15 protein-coding genes are annotated in these 16,522 nt (G+C 59.2%); 13 read left to right on the plus strand and 2 right to left on the minus strand.

Annotation, left to right across the window (positions count from 1 at the left end; genetic code table 11):
- The 7 genes from LO50_RS25525 to LO50_RS23085 form a co-directional block, all read left to right on the plus strand.
- The coding region (locus LO50_RS25525) for a hypothetical protein (protein ID WP_236690625.1) at positions 1-230 on the plus strand (230 nt) is incomplete at its 5' end.
- Between the two features lie 60 nt (positions 231-290).
- Positions 291-2,900: a bifunctional aconitate hydratase 2/2-methylisocitrate dehydratase gene (acnB, locus tag LO50_RS23060; RefSeq protein WP_014820306.1), complete on the plus strand. Its 2,610-nt coding sequence runs from the start codon at positions 291-293 to the stop codon at positions 2,898-2,900.
- A gap of 222 nt (positions 2,901-3,122) precedes the next feature.
- Positions 3,123-4,325 carry a tyrosine-type recombinase/integrase gene (locus tag LO50_RS23065; RefSeq protein WP_023110663.1) on the plus strand — a complete coding sequence of 401 codons (1,203 nt, stop codon included), beginning with the start codon at positions 3,123-3,125 and terminating at the stop codon, positions 4,323-4,325.
- 138 nt (positions 4,326-4,463) lie between these two features.
- On the plus strand, positions 4,464-4,847 hold the full coding sequence (locus tag LO50_RS23070; RefSeq protein ID WP_014703508.1) for a type II toxin-antitoxin system RelE/ParE family toxin: 384 nt from the start codon (positions 4,464-4,466) through the stop codon (positions 4,845-4,847).
- Positions 4,831-5,133 carry a helix-turn-helix domain-containing protein gene (locus LO50_RS23075; protein WP_014703509.1) on the plus strand — a complete coding sequence of 101 codons (303 nt, stop codon included), beginning with the start codon at positions 4,831-4,833 and terminating at the stop codon, positions 5,131-5,133. Before LO50_RS23070 ends, LO50_RS23075 begins: the two co-directional genes overlap by 17 nt.
- Before the next feature lie 22 nt (positions 5,134-5,155).
- On the plus strand, positions 5,156-5,974 hold the full coding sequence (locus LO50_RS23080; protein WP_014703510.1) for a TIGR02391 family protein: 819 nt from the start codon (positions 5,156-5,158) through the stop codon (positions 5,972-5,974).
- 13 nt (positions 5,975-5,987) lie between these two features.
- Positions 5,988-7,271 carry a hypothetical protein gene (locus LO50_RS23085; RefSeq protein ID WP_014703511.1) on the plus strand — a complete coding sequence of 428 codons (1,284 nt, stop codon included), beginning with the start codon at positions 5,988-5,990 and terminating at the stop codon, positions 7,269-7,271.
- A gap of 77 nt (positions 7,272-7,348) precedes the next feature.
- On the opposite strand, the gene LO50_RS23090 is transcribed toward LO50_RS23085, so the two are convergent.
- Positions 7,349-8,137, minus strand: a complete 789-nt coding sequence (locus tag LO50_RS23090) for a hypothetical protein (RefSeq protein WP_014703512.1) — start codon at positions 8,135-8,137, stop codon at positions 7,349-7,351.
- 6 nt (positions 8,138-8,143) lie between these two features.
- The gene (locus LO50_RS23095; protein ID WP_014703513.1) at positions 8,144-9,046 is read right to left on the minus strand and encodes a WYL domain-containing transcriptional regulator; all 903 of its coding nucleotides are present in this window, start codon (positions 9,044-9,046) and stop codon (positions 8,144-8,146) included.
- A gap of 88 nt (positions 9,047-9,134) precedes the next feature.
- On the opposite strand from LO50_RS23095, the gene mblB reads away from it, so the two are divergent.
- The 6 genes from mblB (at position 9,135) to LO50_RS23125 (ending at position 16,471) form a co-directional block, all read left to right on the plus strand.
- Entirely contained in the window at positions 9,135-10,328 is a 1,194-nt protein-coding gene (mblB, locus tag LO50_RS23100; RefSeq protein ID WP_023110661.1) for an anti-phage 6A-MBL system MBL-fold protein, read from the plus strand.
- On the plus strand, positions 10,325-12,580 hold the full coding sequence (gene cap2-3, locus LO50_RS23105; protein WP_014703516.1) for an anti-phage 6A-MBL system cap2_3 protein: 2,256 nt from the start codon (positions 10,325-10,327) through the stop codon (positions 12,578-12,580). Before mblB ends, cap2-3 begins: the two co-directional genes overlap by 4 nt.
- Positions 12,581-12,625: 45 nt before the next feature.
- The gene (locus tag LO50_RS23110) at positions 12,626-13,696 is read left to right on the plus strand and encodes a ComEC/Rec2 family competence protein (RefSeq protein ID WP_014703517.1); all 1,071 of its coding nucleotides are present in this window, start codon (positions 12,626-12,628) and stop codon (positions 13,694-13,696) included.
- Positions 13,697-14,047: 351 nt separating this feature from the next.
- Positions 14,048-14,905, plus strand: coding sequence for a DUF6685 family protein (locus LO50_RS23115; protein ID WP_045285107.1), 858 nt, complete (start codon positions 14,048-14,050; stop codon positions 14,903-14,905).
- A gap of 401 nt (positions 14,906-15,306) precedes the next feature.
- Positions 15,307-15,813: a JAB domain-containing protein gene (locus LO50_RS23120; protein WP_014703519.1), complete on the plus strand. Its 507-nt coding sequence runs from the start codon at positions 15,307-15,309 to the stop codon at positions 15,811-15,813.
- Positions 15,814-16,081: 268 nt separating this feature from the next.
- Complete coding sequence (locus tag LO50_RS23125) at positions 16,082-16,471, plus strand: hypothetical protein (RefSeq protein ID WP_014703520.1); 390 nt, start codon at positions 16,082-16,084, stop codon at positions 16,469-16,471.
- Positions 16,472-16,522: the final 51 nt, after the last annotated feature.

A 16,522-nucleotide genomic window follows, 5' to 3' on the forward strand; every position in this document is an offset into this window, starting at 1 on the left:
GCGAAATCTTTTCACGCAAGCTCACGAAGCCTTGGCGGCGGCCGCCGCTGGCGCTCGACTTAACTTTTGGGGCCATTTCCAGTAGTATCGGCCCGCCGTTTTTGGCGCCACATTCCATACGAAGCTGTTTTCAAAGCGTCACGAGCACAGTTGAACCGGCTGCGTGCCGGATGCGCAGATTTATCTTTACCCTGCCCATCCGGCCTCGCCCGCCCGGCGTAAAACTTTGAAAACAGCTTCCGGATGCGCGTCCCGAAACACCCAAGGGACCAATGATGAGGGTAAAAACTGTGCTTGAAGCCTATCGCAAACACGTAGAAGAGCGTGCCGCCCAGGGCGTCGTGCCCCAGCCGCTGAACGCCGAGCAAACCGCAGGCCTGGTTGAGCTGCTGAAGAATCCGCCAGCCGGCGAAGAAGAATTCCTCGTTGACCTGATCACCAACCGCGTCCCCGCTGGCGTCGACGAAGCCGCCTACGTCAAGGCCGGCTTCCTGTCCGCCCTGGCCAAAGGTGAAACCTCCTCGCCATTGCTGAGCAAGCAGCGCGCTGTCGAACTGCTGGGCACCATGCAGGGCGGCTACAACATCGCCACTCTGGTCGAGCTGCTGGATAACGCCGAACTGGCCGCTGTTGCCGCCGAGCAACTGAAGCACACCCTGCTGATGTTCGACGCTTTCCACGACGTGGCCGAAAAAGCCAAGGCCGGTAACGAGCATGCCAAGGCTGTGATGCAGTCCTGGGCCGAAGGCGAGTGGTTCACCAACCGCCCGGCAGTTGCCGAAAAAGTTTCCCTGTCCGTATTCAAGGTCACTGGCGAAACCAACACCGACGATCTGTCGCCTGCCCCAGACGCCTGGTCGCGCCCTGACATCCCGCTGCACGCGCTGGCCATGCTGAAAATGGCCCGTGAAGGCATCAACCCGGACGTACCGGGCTCGGTCGGCCCAATCAAGCAGATGGAAGAACTGAAAGCTAAGGGCTTCCCAGTTGCTTATGTCGGCGACGTGGTCGGTACCGGCTCCTCGCGCAAGTCGGCTACCAACTCCGTGCTGTGGTTCTTCGGTGACGACATCCCGAACGTGCCGAACAAGCGCGCCGGTGGCTTCTGCTTTGGCACAAAGATCGCCCCGATCTTCTACAACACCATGGAAGATGCCGGTGCCCTGCCGATCGAATTCGACTGCAGCAACCTGGCCATGGGCGACGTGATCGACGTCTATCCATACGCTGGCAAGGTTTGCAAGCACGGCACCGATGAAGTCGTCACCACTTTCGAACTGAAGACCGACGTCCTGCTGGACGAAGTCCGTGCTGGCGGTCGTATTCCGCTGATCATCGGCCGCGGCCTGACCGAGAAGGCCCGCGCCGAACTGGGTCTGGCACCGTCCACCCTGTTCAAGAAGCCGGAAGCGCCGACTGACAGTGGCAAAGGTTTCACCCTCGCGCAGAAGATGGTCGGTCGCGCCTGCGGCTTGCCGGAAGGCAAGGGCGTTCGTCCGGGCACCTACTGCGAACCGAAGATGACCACCGTCGGCTCCCAGGACACCACTGGCCCGATGACTCGCGACGAGCTGAAAGACCTGGCTTGCCTGGGCTTCTCCGCCGATCTGGTCATGCAGTCGTTCTGCCACACAGCTGCCTATCCAAAGCCAATCGACGTCAACACCCACCACACCCTGCCGGACTTCATCATGAACCGCAGCGGCGTGTCCCTGCGTCCGGGCGACGGCATTATCCACAGCTGGCTGAACCGCATGCTGCTGCCGGATACCGTTGGTACCGGTGGTGACTCGCACACCCGCTTCCCGATCGGCATCTCCTTCCCGGCCGGCTCCGGCCTGGTCGCCTTCGCCGCCGCCACTGGCGTCATGCCGCTGGACATGCCGGAATCCGTACTGGTGCGTTTCAAGGGCCAGATGCAGCCCGGCATCACCCTGCGTGACCTGGTTCATGCCATCCCCTACTACGCCATCCAGCAGGGTCTGCTGACTGTCGAGAAGAAGGGCAAGAAGAACATCTTCTCCGGTCGCATTCTCGAGATCGAAGGTCTCAACCAACTGACCGTGGAGCAGGCATTCGAGCTGTCCGACGCCTCCGCCGAGCGTTCGGCTGCCGGCTGCACCATCAAGCTGCCGGAAGACTCGATCGCCGAGTACCTGAAGTCCAACATCACCATGCTGCGCTGGATGATCAGCGAAGGTTACGGTGATGCCCGCACCTTGGAGCGCCGCGCTCAAGCGATGGAAGCGTGGGTCGCCGATCCGAAGCTGCTGGAAGCAGATAAGGACGCCGAATACGCTGCGGTGATCGAAATCGACCTGGCCGAAGTGAAAGAGCCCGTGCTCTGCGCGCCGAACGACCCGGACGATGCCCGCCTGCTGTCCACCGTTGCTGGCGAGAAGATCGACGAAGTCTTCATCGGCTCCTGCATGACCAACATCGGCCACTTCCGCGCTGCCGGCAAGCTGCTCGACAAGGTCAAGGGTGGCATTCCGACCCGTCTGTGGCTGGCTCCGCCGACCAAGATGGACGCTCATCAGCTGACCGAGGAAGGCTATTACGGCATCTACGGCAAGGCTGGCGCGCGCATGGAAATGCCGGGCTGCTCGCTGTGCATGGGTAACCAGGCTCGCGTGCAAACCGGTTCCACTGTGGTCTCTACCTCCACTCGTAACTTCCCGAATCGTCTGGGTGACGCCACTAACGTCTACCTGGCTTCGGCAGAGCTGGCGGCAGTAGCGTCCATCACCGGCAAGCTGCCGACCGTCGAGGAGTACATGGAATACGCGAAGAACATCGACAGCATGGCTGCCGATATCTATCGCTACCTGTCTTTCGACCAGATCGCCGAATTCCGTGACGCTGCGGAGAAGGCCAAGATCAAGGTCGTCGAAGTCTGATGACGCCCTAAGGCAATAAAAAACCCCGCCTCGGCGGGGTTTTTTATTTCACCATGACTCCAGCCCGGTACTGCGCTGGACTACGCCAAGGCTTGATACAGCAGGTTTATCAATGACTTAGGCGAGTTCATCATATGCCGGTGCTTTCCGAAACTTGACCTGACTTTCCCTCTACTGGCCCCTAGAAGGCTCCTGGGAACCGGGTCTTTCCAAGGAGTCATCATGGCAAAAATCAAACTCACCAAGTCCGCTGTCGATGCGGCACACCCCCAGGCGCAGGCCGTCGAACTCCGGGATACGTTGGTTCCCGGCTTCTTGTGCAAGATTACCCCGTCGGGCCGCAAGGTGTTCATGCTCCAGTACCGGACGAACGCTGGCGAGCGCCGCAAGCCCGCCTTGGGTCAGTACGGGGAACTGACCGTCGAACAGGCCCGTTCGCTCGCGCAAGAATGGCTGGCCCAGGTACGCCGGGGTGGTGATCCCGGCGCAGCCAAGACGGAAGCACGCAAAGCGCCCACCGTCGAAGAGTTGTGCAAGAAGTTCATGGAGGACCACTCCAAGAAGCGCAACAAGCCCAGCACCCGAGTCGGCTATCAAGGTGTCATCGACCGCTGCATCATCCCGTTGTTGGGCCGCAAGAAGGTCCACGACGTGAAGCGGCCTGACATTGCCGGACTGATGGAAAAGCTTTCCTACAAGCAGACCGAGGCGAACAAGGCGTTCAGCATCCTGCGCAAGATGTTCAATTTGGCTGAGGTGTGGGGCTATCGGCCTGACGGCACCAATCCCTGCCGCCATGTCCCAATGTTCCCTGCCGGCAAGTCCACCCACCTTATCAGCGACGAGGACATGGGAAAACTTTTCCGGCAGCTCGACAAGATCGAGGCCGAGGGGCTGGAGAACTACGTCATCCCGTTGGCGATCCGCCTGCAATTCGAGTTTGCCGGCCGCCGTGGCGAAATCGTCTCGCTCGAATGGGAATGGATCGATCTGGAAAACCGCCGCGTCGTCTGGCCTGACAGCAAGACCGGCGGTATGTCCAAGCCCATCAGCGAGGAAGCCTACCGGCTGCTTTCGACGGCGCCGAGGCAGGAAGGCAATCCTTACGTCCTGCCGTCGCCGCGCCATCCAGGGCAACACCTGACCACGGGCGAGTATTACGGCGGCTGGAGCCGTGCGCTCAAAGCGGCGGGGGCAACGCATGTGGGGACGCACGGCATCCGCCACCGCTCGGCGACCGACATTGCCAATTCGGGTATCCCGGTCAAGGTCGGCATGGCCCTGACGGCGCACAAGACCGTGGTGATGTTCATGCGCTACGTCCACACCGAGGACAAGCCCGTGCGGGAAGCCGCCGAACTGGTGGCGAATCGACGCAAGTCGGTCGTCAGCATGCATCAAGAACCGAAAGAGGTGACCGCATGATCAGAGGCCAGCAATCCACCTTGCCGCCCCAATTGTCGTATCACCGCTACGACAATTGGCTCAGTGGCCATCACCGCCTGCGTATCGTACTAAGCACTGGAAAAGTGTGCCCGTTTCGGGTATAGTTTGAAGGTCAAGATGACGCGCATCCTCAAACGAAAGGATTTTGCGCGGTGGCAGGCGGGCGAAAAGCTGTCCGATGCCGCCTTGTGCAAAGCGGTTCAGGAGATGGAAAGCGGTCTGATTGACGCGGACTTGGGCGGCTTCCTTTACAAGAAACGGGTTGCCCGCCCTGGTGGTGGCAAGAGTGGCGGCTACCGCACGTTATTGTCGGCCCGGATCGGCAGCCGCTATGTGTTCCTGCATGGGTTCCCCAAGAGCGACAAGGCGAACATTACGCAGGACGAGAAGAAGGCACTGCAATTCGCCGGCAAGGTGTTCCTGGAACTGTCCGCCGAAGCATTGTCGAAGGCGTTGCAGTCAGGCGTGTTATTGGAGGTGCATTGTGAGCAAGATCATTGAATCCCTGCGTGGCGATCTGGCCGCGCTCCACGAAGCGGGAGCGATCGGCAAGGTAACGATGCGCGAGTTCGACGCAATCTGCCCGCCGCCGGTGCGGGAGTTCAGTGCTTTCGATATCAAGCGGCTGCGTGAAGCCTTGAAGTTTAGCCAGCCGGTGTTCGCTCTTCATCTACACACGTCGGCCTCGACCGTGCGCAAGTGGGAACAAGGCGAAACCCATCCCACGGGGCCAGCGCTCAAACTGCTCAACGTCATCGCCGACAAGGGCCTGCAGGCCATCATCTGATGCCTGACGAGGGAGACAGGCATTGGCGACGCGAATTACCCCTTTCAACTCACAGCATCTTGAAGCCGCCTGCCGCGTGCTCGCCGATACCGAACGCGGTCTGAGCGGTACACAGATCGAGCGGCTGCTGCAGGAAATCGAGGTTGCCGACACGTCGCCCGGCATGACAAAGTGGAAGCGGTTGTTCAATGCGCTGGCCGGTGCGCAGAACCACCACCAGATCGGCAACCATCTCATCATGTTCATCAACCGCGCGATGAACCCGGTGAACTACGCCCGCGATCCCGCGACGTTCGCTTGGCGGCGCGACGAACTCAATGTCGTCCTTGCCTTCTCCGGTTTCTACGTGCGCGATGACGGCAAGGTTGCTCACGCCGATAAGGCCACGACGCTTGATGCCGCCCGCGCCCGCGCGGGACGACTCAAGGCCGCACTGGAAAGCCGCGTCGTCCATGCGGAAGTGCTGAACTACTGCCGCGCCGAGTTGCTGGAGGAAAACTACTTCCATGCCGTGTTCGAGGCAACGAAAGGTGTTGCGGAGCGGATTCGCCTGCTGTCGGGCCTGAACGGCGACGGCGCGGACTTGGTGAACAAGGCATTCGCAGGCCAGCAACCCGTTCTCGCCTTGGGACCGCTCACCACCGAGTCCGAAAAGAGCGAGCAGAAAGGCTTTGCCAACCTGCTGATCGGCTTATTTGGCGCCGTGCGCAATCCGCTGGCCCATGCGCCCAAGACGAATTGGCCCATGTCCGAACAGGACGCACTGGACATCCTGACGCTGGTATCGCTGATTCACCGCAAGCTGGATGGCACCACGAAATTAGCGGCCGTATCGCCGTAAGTGAGAGACAGGAATGGACGAGGCGATCGTTGTCTTCTCTCGAAAAGGGATTTTCCAGACCACGATTGCCGCGCGCGACGTTCGCAGCCGGGAACATGCGCGCAAGCTGTGGCCCTTGGTGTCTCCAGGCGCAGAGCGCCAGATGGTGACATGGGTCAGCCCCTCCTTTGAAAGCGGGAAGCTGCGTCGGCGATCCCATTTCCGCGTACTTCCTGCCCAGCACACCTTTAACCCCAAAGCGCACTTCGACGATGAAGAAGCCAGCCGATGGCGCGCCGTGCAGGAAAGTCCTGAACACCGGCGGGCGAAAGAACTTGTCGCGGCCGAACTCTCACGACGTTTGAATGCCGGGCTTGCGATGCCGTGGGCGTTCAAGGATATGGATGCGTCGGACTATCCGCTGGAAGGCAACTTGTTGCTCGGCGCCGACCAGGTGGCAACCGAGCATCCCCTGGAGACGCCATTCGGCAGCAAATTCCGGCTCGACGTTGCCGTGCTCGGCCCCCCGGTCCAGGCTGAACCGATGGTGCTGGGCGGCGTTGAAATCGAACTCGGCCACGCCTTCGACGGGCGCAAGGCTCTTATCGGGAAGTCGCTCGGATTCCCGCTCATCTCCATCGACATCACCGAGATGACGCTGGACGAACTCACGCCCGAGTGGGCACGGCAGGTATTGACTGCGACCACGCGGAGCCACGAGCAAGGACGCCGGCAGACCTACATCTATCTCCACGACCTGCTGTACCCCCTCTACGCGCAATTGCCGGCGTTTCTGGACGACGAGCAGCGCCATCAGTTCCTTGTGTTTGCCGACGATGAGACCCTGAACAAGTTGGTGCGCTGGATGAACCTGCTCGCCGAAAAGCTGGAGTACCCGAAGGGTACGGTCGCCGTTGCCTTGGTCAATGGCAAGAACGAACAGTCGCGCAAGATGCTGGAACGCGCGGGACAAGTCGTTGGCCCCGACTGGAGCGAGTTCAACGGCCAGCGATGCCTACGACTGACCCTGCCGCGTCCCAAAGGCCCGGCGGATCTCCAGGCCCATCGCTTCCACATGACGATGGCGCGCATCCTGCTGTCGCACACTGATTCGCTCGTTGGCTACAAGTATTGCAACGGCGTAGACAACCACCACCCTGAAGAAGACGTGTGGGTTGCGCATCGCTGGATCGCCGACTTGAAAACCCATACCCAGCATCGCGTCTTGCCGAAGCGGCTGGCTGAACCGATCAACAGATTGATCGCGGTGGTTTCGGACCTGCATCGCAATCACGCGGCTGCCAGCCAAGAGGCGTGACCATCCCCCGTCGGAAGTCAGCCGATAGGCAAGCATTCCTGCGGAGTTACGCGCCTATTTGCAAAGAGCATTGAATCTCAGTCCGTAGTCGGTTTTGAGGCTCTTTTCCGCGGGGCCGAAGAAGGCAAAGACGGCAAGCACTCAAACAAGCGTTCTGCATAGACGAACCCCATCCGTCTGACCGCGCCCTGATCGAAATACAGCAGCCAAGCGGCAAGTAATGCCAGCGAAATGAGCAGTGTCAAGCCTGCGGCAAGCCCCGGATCGGCAAGGTGCTCTAGGTTAAAATGAGGAGGTACTACCTGCAGAATCTTTGCAATCAGCAATCCGTAGACGATGCCCAGGAGGCACGACACGATGCCGGCAGGCTTCATTGCCAGCATATTGCGGTGAAATCCGTAGGCGATGTTCTCTTTCAGCAAGAGCTGCTTGTTGGAACGCGTGAGTTCGCGAAGCCGCTTTGTGGCGCCAACGTAGATGTCGTCTGCCTTGTCAGGGCTTGCTGATTCTTCTTCTGCCGTTGGCATGGCGATGCCCAGCTTGGCCGTGATCGCCGTGTGGTAGCGCTGCTTGCTGACACCATCGAGAAACTTGTCGCGATGGCGTAACGCGATGGTTGTCGGCATACCGCCCCACCTTGCAACCAGGATCTCTTCAAGCTTCTTCCCGCGCCCGCGAGCTACGCTCGCAAGCGCATAAATGGCACCGCAGCCACCAAGCAAGCCGATCACGCCTGTAAGTACCGGGTGCTTTGCGCCGTAGACGCACAACAAAGGAACGAGCAGCGGTAACGCTACAAGAAGTCCTGGGATTACGCGCGCCTTGCGCTCATAGGGGTCTTTGACCAGTTCAAAAATAGTTGTCATGGGCGTTCAGCTTTGGGCCGACAAGGCATCAATATAGGGTTGAATTTCATCGCGGTTCTTTAAAGTGATCTGCTGCGCGAGAGGGTCGGGTGCTTCCTTGGTATGCAAGCCCAAACGCCTCAGCGTGTAATACAAAAACGCTTGGCGGCATGGAAGTTTGACCTGTCCGTCTTCCATTCCATAGTCCAACTCCAGGACTCGTTTCTTGGCAGCGGGCAAATCGGGGTGCGGTGCAAGCACCAGCGTCAAGAGAGTTTGCCAGTGCGAATCTTGGCTGGCGTCCACTTGGCTCGCTTCGAAGCCGTCGATGCGCAGGATTCGGGCGAGGACGAAATCACTGAAGCGCTGGCGTTTGTGGCAAAACGCGCGCATGTGCCAGCGAAAACCGTCATTACCAAGGGCGTGGGGAGACAGCAGACGAACCGATTCGTCCATGGACGTCATGGACTGGTAGCTCACCCAAATGGCTTCCTGCTGCCGAATTGCCCGGACCACTGCTTCGACGGTCTGTTCATTGATCGTGCGCCAGGGGGACGGCGCCCAATCTGCCTCAAGTGCTGAGCCGATAAAGCTGGCCGCAGGCTCGATGACTCCCATCTTGGTGGCCAGCAGCTCCGCTAGATAGTGTTGCGCCGAACTTCGTTGGTAAAGCGGGTGAAAACTCGGCGCTGCCGTGTAGGTCTTGGAACTGCGGTCGTAAGTTAGGTTGCTCGGCGCCAACTCCGTGTACTTGGCAATGTCCAGTGACGCCTGGGGAACCGATATGCCGAAGTGCTCAGTGAGATCCATTCGATTAATGTGCCGTTCCCAGCGCAAACGGAAATCGATGAATTGAAGTCTGCTTTCCAACCCCCAACTTAGCCCTTTGGGCTCAGCAGGATTGGCGGCAGTGACAGAGGGCTCTTGCATCAGTTGCGCCTAAAAAGTAGACGGATATAAAAAATAGTCGTACATTAACTATACGCGATCATCCTTCGGTCGTCTACCCGGAGCCCCAATGCCCACAACCATCACGTTTTTTCCCGTCGACAACGGGGACATGACCCTCATCAAGTTCGGCGACCTCGACGCAACCACCCTGCTGATCGACGTAAACATCAGGCAAGACGCCGACGACCCTGACGGTGAGGCGCGCGATGTCGCCAAGGATCTGCGCGACCGACTGAAGAAAGATGAGAACGGCAGGCCGTATGTCGATGCGTTCCTGCTGAGCCACCCGGACCAGGACCATTGCCGAGGCCTGACGCGGCACTTCCACCTGGGGCCGCTGGACAAGTATCCGGATGACAAGAAGGACGACAAGGACAAGAAGATCGTGATCCGCGAGATATGGTCGTCTCCGATCGTGTTTCGACGCGCCAGCAAGACGCACACCTTGAGTGACGACGCCAAGGCATTCAACACGGAGGCGCGTCGGCGCGTACAGCTGAACCGCGACAAGAATTTCGTCGTCGGGAACGGCGACCGCATTCAGATCATGGGCGAGGACATCGACGGAAAAACCGATGATCTCACCTCGATTGTGCGGAAGGTGGACACGCGCTTCTCGACGATCAATGGCAAGAGTTCCGCATTCTTCTCCGCGATTCTTCTGGCACCCTTGGACGCCCAGGACGACGAAGAAGAGGAAGAGTGCCTGGTCAAGAACCAGTCCAGCGTGATCTTGAACTTCACATTGGCCGCTGATGCTCAGACGCCGGATGGCGCAAAATTCCTTACTGGTGGCGATGCCGAAGTATTTATCTGGAACCGCCAGTGGCAGCGCCACAAGGCCGAAGCCGATGTGCTTGAGTACGACATCATGCAGGCGCCACATCACTGTTCCTGGCATTCGCTGTCCTATGACAGTTGGTCGGACTACCGCGAAAAGGCCAAACTTGATGCCGACGCTCGCAAGGCGCTTTCGCAGACCCGCAACGGTGCCGTCATCGTCGCCAGTTGCAAGCCGATCGCAGACGACGACAGCGATCCGCCCTGCATCCGCGCAAAGCGTGAATACGTAGCAATCGTGGACGAAGTAAAAGGCGACTTTTACTGCACGGGCGAATATCCGAGCGAAAAATCCGTGGAGCCCCTCGTTTTCACCGTCACCGCTCAGGGTGTGCAGCCTCCCTCGAAGAAGGAAGCCGGATCGAAGGCCGCCGCCGTGATCACCTCCGCGCGCGCGCCCATGCCACACGGGGCATCATGACGGGCACCATCGCGGACGCACTGCATCAACTTCAGCGGCACAGGGGCCTTGTCCGCGTTGGCGAGCCAAGGAAAAGTGGTGAATCGACGCAGATTGAAGTCGATGTTGCTGTTGAATTGCCGAGCAGGTCTCGGCGCAATGGCGTATCCGGGACCGGAGTGCGCTCGGTCGAGACATGCGTTCTGGTATTCGGCAGTGACTGGCCCATGTCTGCACCCAAGCCTTTCTTGCGTGCGGACTTCCCACTCAACTTGCCGCACATCAATCCTCATCGCGAAGGCGAGTTGGTCTCGCCTTGTCTGTTCGAGGGATCGTTGGACGAGCTGCTGCATCGGTTTGGTCTGGACGCCATCGTCGATCAGTTGATCGTTTGGTTGCACAAGGCCGCAGCCGGGACGTTGCTGGACCTTGAACAGGGGTGGGAGCCGACTCGTCGAGACAGTTGTCCTTCGACCCTTGTATTCAGTGCCGAGAATGTCGCGGCCGCCGCTCCCGCTGACGGCACGATTTTGGTGGTTCCCGCAGGCTACGTGACGATTGATGGCGGGCTATACGCCATCGTCAATGCCGAACTGACTGCTCAAGTCGATCCTGTGTTCTATCAGGAGGTTCACAACGACAAGTTGGGTAAATGGGGAAATGGCCATACCGCAGCCTTCATTGCGCGGGCTCCAATAACCGACGGCAACCCGCATGTGGTCGGCCACTATCAACCCGAGACGGTTGTCGATCTCGCGACGTTGCTTGATCGAGCAGCGGAACTCGGCGTCGATCGTGACGCTTTGGCTCAAGGCTTGGACGGCTACTATGGACGTTCGATTCTGGATATGCAGCAAGACTCGCGTGGCTGGACGCATGGCTTGTATGCGATTGTGATTCTGACTGTTCAAAGGCCAGCGTCGCTTGTGGGCTCACCGGGGAGAAGTATCGAGGTATTGCCCTACGTGGTGCGCTATGAACTCAACGCTCAATCGCTCCTGGAGCGAAACGCCACGGTTCACCCGGCTTTTCACGCACATGCGTTGTCTCCCGAACTGCTGGCAAGAACGTCCGGCATTCCATCTGCGGCCACATCGCAGCCGCTGGTCTTGCTCGGCTGCGGAAGCGTGGGGTCGAAAATCGCGATGCAACTGGGGCGAGCGGGTTTCGGCTCAATGACCTTCGTCGATAACGAGTCCATGTCGCCTCACAACGCGGCCCGGCATGCACTCATTGAGCGGGCATCGGTGCTGGTCCCACCTCGGAAGTCGGCGCTGATGAAGACGGCCTTTGAGTCGCTGTCGCATCTTCAATCGCAAGCGTTCGACACCGACGCAGTGACTCTCTTGGTCGATGCTGCGCAGTTTGCTGCAACCGTTCCGCAGGATGCGGCCCTCATCGTGGATGCGACAGCCTCACTTCAGGTGTTGGCCGCAGAAACGCAATCAACGGCGCTGAACCAATCCCCTGCGCGGTTGGCACGGATCGTCATGTATGGCCAGGGGCGCTGTGTCGCGGTTTTGCTTGAAGGGCCTGGTCGCGCCGGTCGGGTTGACGATCTTACGGCATTCTTGTTCGAGTGCTGTCGGTTTGTGCCGGAACTGCGGGCGTCGATTGCTGGCGATACGTCTGAGCCGACGCGTATTTTTGTGGGCGACAACTGCCGTTCACTGACGATGCCAATGTCCGATGCCGTTGTTTCGCGTTCTGCTTCATTAGCTGGCCTGCAACTGGAACGCTGGCTCGTTGGCGGACTCCCGAAGGAGGCGACGCTTTGCGCCGGGGTCTCGGATACCGAAGGCCTCGGCATGGCATGGACCAGCACCAGCCTCGGCCCGACCACTGTGCTCAACGTAGCAGACGATGGTGGCTGGAACATTCGGATTCTGCACCCTGTCGTGCAAGCGATCCATGCTGATGCGCTGCGCTGGGGCGCTCTGGAAACAGGTGGAGCCTTGGTCGGTCGTATCTCGTTTGAGAATCGAACCATCACCATTGCTGGCCTCGTGGATGCGCCGCCTGACAGCATTCGGGAGGCCGCCCGCTTCGTCCTTGGGACGAATGGGCTTGTTCAAAATTTGCGCACAGCGAATGGAACCTCTTTGGGGTATCTGGCCTTCATCGGCACTTGGCATAGCCACCCGAAAGGCGGCGCACATTCGGGCATAGACCGAAATACGTTGCGCGGCATCGCCGAGGATGCTGGCGGCCTTCCCGCCGTGTCGTTGGTATGGACTCCGACAGGACTCAGGTGTGCGGTGGATCGCTGGTAAAGGCAAAGCCGCCGGCACTTTCTTGGCATAAAACGAAAGGGATGTATGGCTGACTACTTCGAGATCGATTTTCTTGGCGTCGAAACAGCGAAAAGCGGGGATGCAATCACGCTACGCTATTCGGTGAATGGCACAGAGGGCGTGCACGTCGTTGACGGTGGGTATCTGGATACGGGAGATCAGCTCGTCGAGCACCTGAAGACGTACTATGGAACAACAGTCATCGACCATGTGATCCTCACACACCCCGATCGCGATCACGCCAATGGGCTGCGAAAAGTCCTGGAGCAATGCACAGTCAAAAATCTCTGGATCAACAGGCCGTGGATCTATGCAGATCAGTTGATTGATCGATTCGAGACCTATGAATCAGTTGAAGCACTGAGACGGAAATTGCGCTCCATCTACGATGCCACGGCAATTCTTGAGGATCTTGCGGTTGAGAAGGGAATTCCAATCCATGCCCCTCTTCAGGGGCAGAACATCGGTCCCTTCATGGTGATGGCACCCACACTAGATCGCTACTTCGACCTGATCGTGGACTCCGCGAAGACACCGGAAGCTGTTGAAGAAAGTGCTTTGGATAGCGCGCTGAGCAGCATATTCCGGGTGGTGAAGGCCGCGACCGCCTACATCAAGTCCCTGTGGGGCGAGGAATATTTTCCGCCGGAGCCTACCAGCCGTGAAAATGAAATGAGTGTGGTCCAGTCGGCTGTTCTGAACGGTCATCGTGTCATGCTTACTGGCGATGCCGGGCGTGAAGCGCTGCAAGAGGTTATTGACTACGCGCCTTTTGCCGGACTCGCGTTGCCAGGCATTCGGTATTTCCAGGTGCCTCATCATGGCGGGCGACACAATGTCTCGACTGAAATTCTGGATCAACTGGTTGGTCCACGATTGGACAGCATGCCGGACAAGCATACCTGGAATGCCATTTGCAGTTCTGCCAAAGCCGATGAGGATCACCCGCGGAAGTCCGTAATTCGCGCTGTATTGCACCGGGGTGGGCACTGGGCGGCAACCGAAAGCAAGAATCTCCGCATTGGGGCGGGCATTACCCGCGATGGCTGGGTATCAATTCCTCAAGCAGAGTACCCCGAAGAGCAAGAGAGTTGAGCGGGCAGTTTGAGCGTGACGTGCTGTTCATTGGCTTTCTGCCGCCTACGTTATGAGCGTCCCGGCGTTCCGCCGTCGGACTCGCGGGCTGCGCCCCGCGCCTCATGCCGAGTCGCGGCCACCCGGCTTTGATTCCTGACGCCTCCGGCCTTGCGGGCCTGCGCTTGCCTAACTACCAGGTACTTGCAACCTATGCATGCGATGTCGCTCTCTGAGTTTCCAATTTCTGTGCTTGAACTCCACACATGGCCGTGGTGGCGAAGATTTTGGAATCGACCGCCGGCGCTTGTACGGAAGCGGTGTGAAGCTTGGCGTGAGCTATTGGGGCTCAAGGAGTCGGCAGGAAAAAATGTGCTCCTCAACACCGCAAAATCGAAGATTTTTGATGACTCACGCCGTCGATGGGACATCCTGGACAATCTTAATCGCAGCAACTTTACTTTGCGGAGCCGATTTTCGGGCTTAGCCTCGGGCGCTAAGGAGGCTTTCCAAAGTCCTCATGGATCGCTAGTGCAAGTGACGATGGTGCCTCACTTTGAATGCGACGCAAGCGATATAGAGGGCATCTCCGCAAGCAAGTCGGCAGATATGCCACACGAAAGTGTGGATGTCTTTGGTGCCTACTATATTGATGAGCAGAATCGATATGCCAGAAAAGGAAAGCCCCCGCTCGGACTGGATGATGCGAGCTTAAAAGAGCTTTGTTCTCATGGCGAAATTCGGCTACTGCACGGACGTGGCTCCGACACGTTTAGCGTGCGAGCTTGGGATGGCCGTTTGTTCCTTGACAACAGTGGCGGATCTCACCATCTTGCGGGCGCCGTGCATGTCGCTAAGCGCATTGGCGCGCGCATTCACCTCGCCTCGAAACTCTATCTCTACCAGCTCAACCATTTGACTGTGCAATGGCTGCTCGATGGATTTCATCTGGTATTGCTCCCCAAGGATTTGGCCGGACAGATGCTATGGACTGTGAAGAGCTTGGTAGGTTCTGGTTCGAACATGGAGTTCCCGCCTGTACTGGCCGAAGGCACGCTTTTGGCATTCCCCCGGGGTTCGCAAATCGCCGAGTCCGTGATGGCAGAACTATTGAGTCAGGGGCACCACGATTTGGGCAATGATTTGAGGGAAGCGCTGACTGCGCAACAGCGGTTCTTGACTGAATCGACGGCTCTATGGACAAAGCAATTTTCATCTCCAACCTGCTGACGATGCTCTAAATGCGTGTGGTCACGTCGTTACCTATAGATCGCGAGTTGAAGCTCCACATTTCATAGGAACTTAGCGACAAAAGAGCGTCCCGGCGTTCCGCCGTCGGGCTCGCGGGCTACGCCCCATGCCTCGTACCGAGTCATGGCCATCCGGCTTTGATCCCTGACGCCTCCGGCCCTGTGGGCCTGCGCGCTGCGCTTGCCCATCCGTCGTCTCTGCGGGCGGGGTGTGGGCGGTCTTGCTGTTCCCTTCACCGTATCACGGCGTTCTCGCCGTCAAGGGCTGCGCGCGCCTTGCGCGCTTGCGTCCTGGCGGCCGTCGCTGACCCCTGACCGCTTGCGCTGCGCCGTGCTGAGGCCGGTTCCGGGCAATTCCGCCCGAGCAACCGGAGCATGATCATGTCGCAACTTTCTCTGTCTCTCGATTCCTCGCTGCTGGTGCGTGACGACCAGGGGCGCTATCTGCCGGCGACTGCCGACCAAATTCTGGAAGCTGCGCGGTACGTTATCGACCAGAAAACTCCGCGCGGGACGCTGTTCACTTCGCCGGCGCTGGTCAAGGACTACCTGCGCACCAAGCTGGCCAACTTCGAGCATGAGGTTTTCGCTACGCTGTTCCTCGACAGCCAGAACCGTCTGATCGAATACGTGGAGATGTTTCGCGGCACCATCGACCAGGCATCGGTGTATCCGCGCGAAGTCGTGAAAACGGCACTGCAACACAACGCAGCGGCCGTGATCTTTTCGCACAATCATCCGAGCGGCAATTCCGAGCCGAGCCAGGCGGACAAGCTGCTGACCCAACGCCTCAAGGAAGCCCTGGCGCTGGTGGACGTGCGCACGCTGGATCACATCGTCGTCGGCGGCGAGGCCACTACGTCATTCGCTGAGCGTGGCCTGATCTGACACAGGGGGGCTGCGGCCCCTTTTTTGCTGCGCCCGGTGGCGCAGCTACGGCCCTCGCGGGCCTGCGCTTGCTGAAGACAGGTGTGCGTAGGTGGTGGTGTGAGGCGGTCTTGCTGTTCCCTTCACCGTATCACGGCGTTCTCGCCGTCAAGGGCTGCGCGTGCAAGCACGCTTGCGGCCTCCCGGCCGTCCTTGACCCCTGACCGCTTGCGCTGCGCCGTGCTGGTGACGGTTCCGGGCAATTCCGCCTGTGTAACCGGAGATCGTCATGAACGATAAATCACATGTTTCCCTCGAACAGCACGTTTGCCTGGTCTGCGGCAAAGCGTTCGATACCGGCACCATCCTGCTCGACAAGCGCCTGCGTGCAAGCATGGAGCACCATACGAAGACGGGCTGGGGCCTATGCCCCGAGCACCAGAAGCTGGCCGACGATGGTTTCGTCGCGCTAGTCGAATGCGACCCGCAGCGCAGCGGCTCGCCGGGTGGCCGCCTGAAGCCCGAGCAGGCTTATCGCACGGGCCGGCTGGCGCACCTGAAGCATCATGTGTTCGCCAAGGTGTTCAACGTGCCGATCGAGGCCAACCAGCCTTGCGTCTTCGTTAAGCCGGGCGTCATAGAGCAGCTTGAAGCGATGGTGTCGCCGGCGACGAGCTGATCGCGCTAACAACCCGGCGCGTCGTCCTTTCGGGCGACGCGCCATTCTTTT

The sequence above is a fragment of the Stutzerimonas stutzeri genome, assembly GCF_000935215.1.
GTDB lineage: Bacteria > Pseudomonadota > Gammaproteobacteria > Pseudomonadales > Pseudomonadaceae > Stutzerimonas.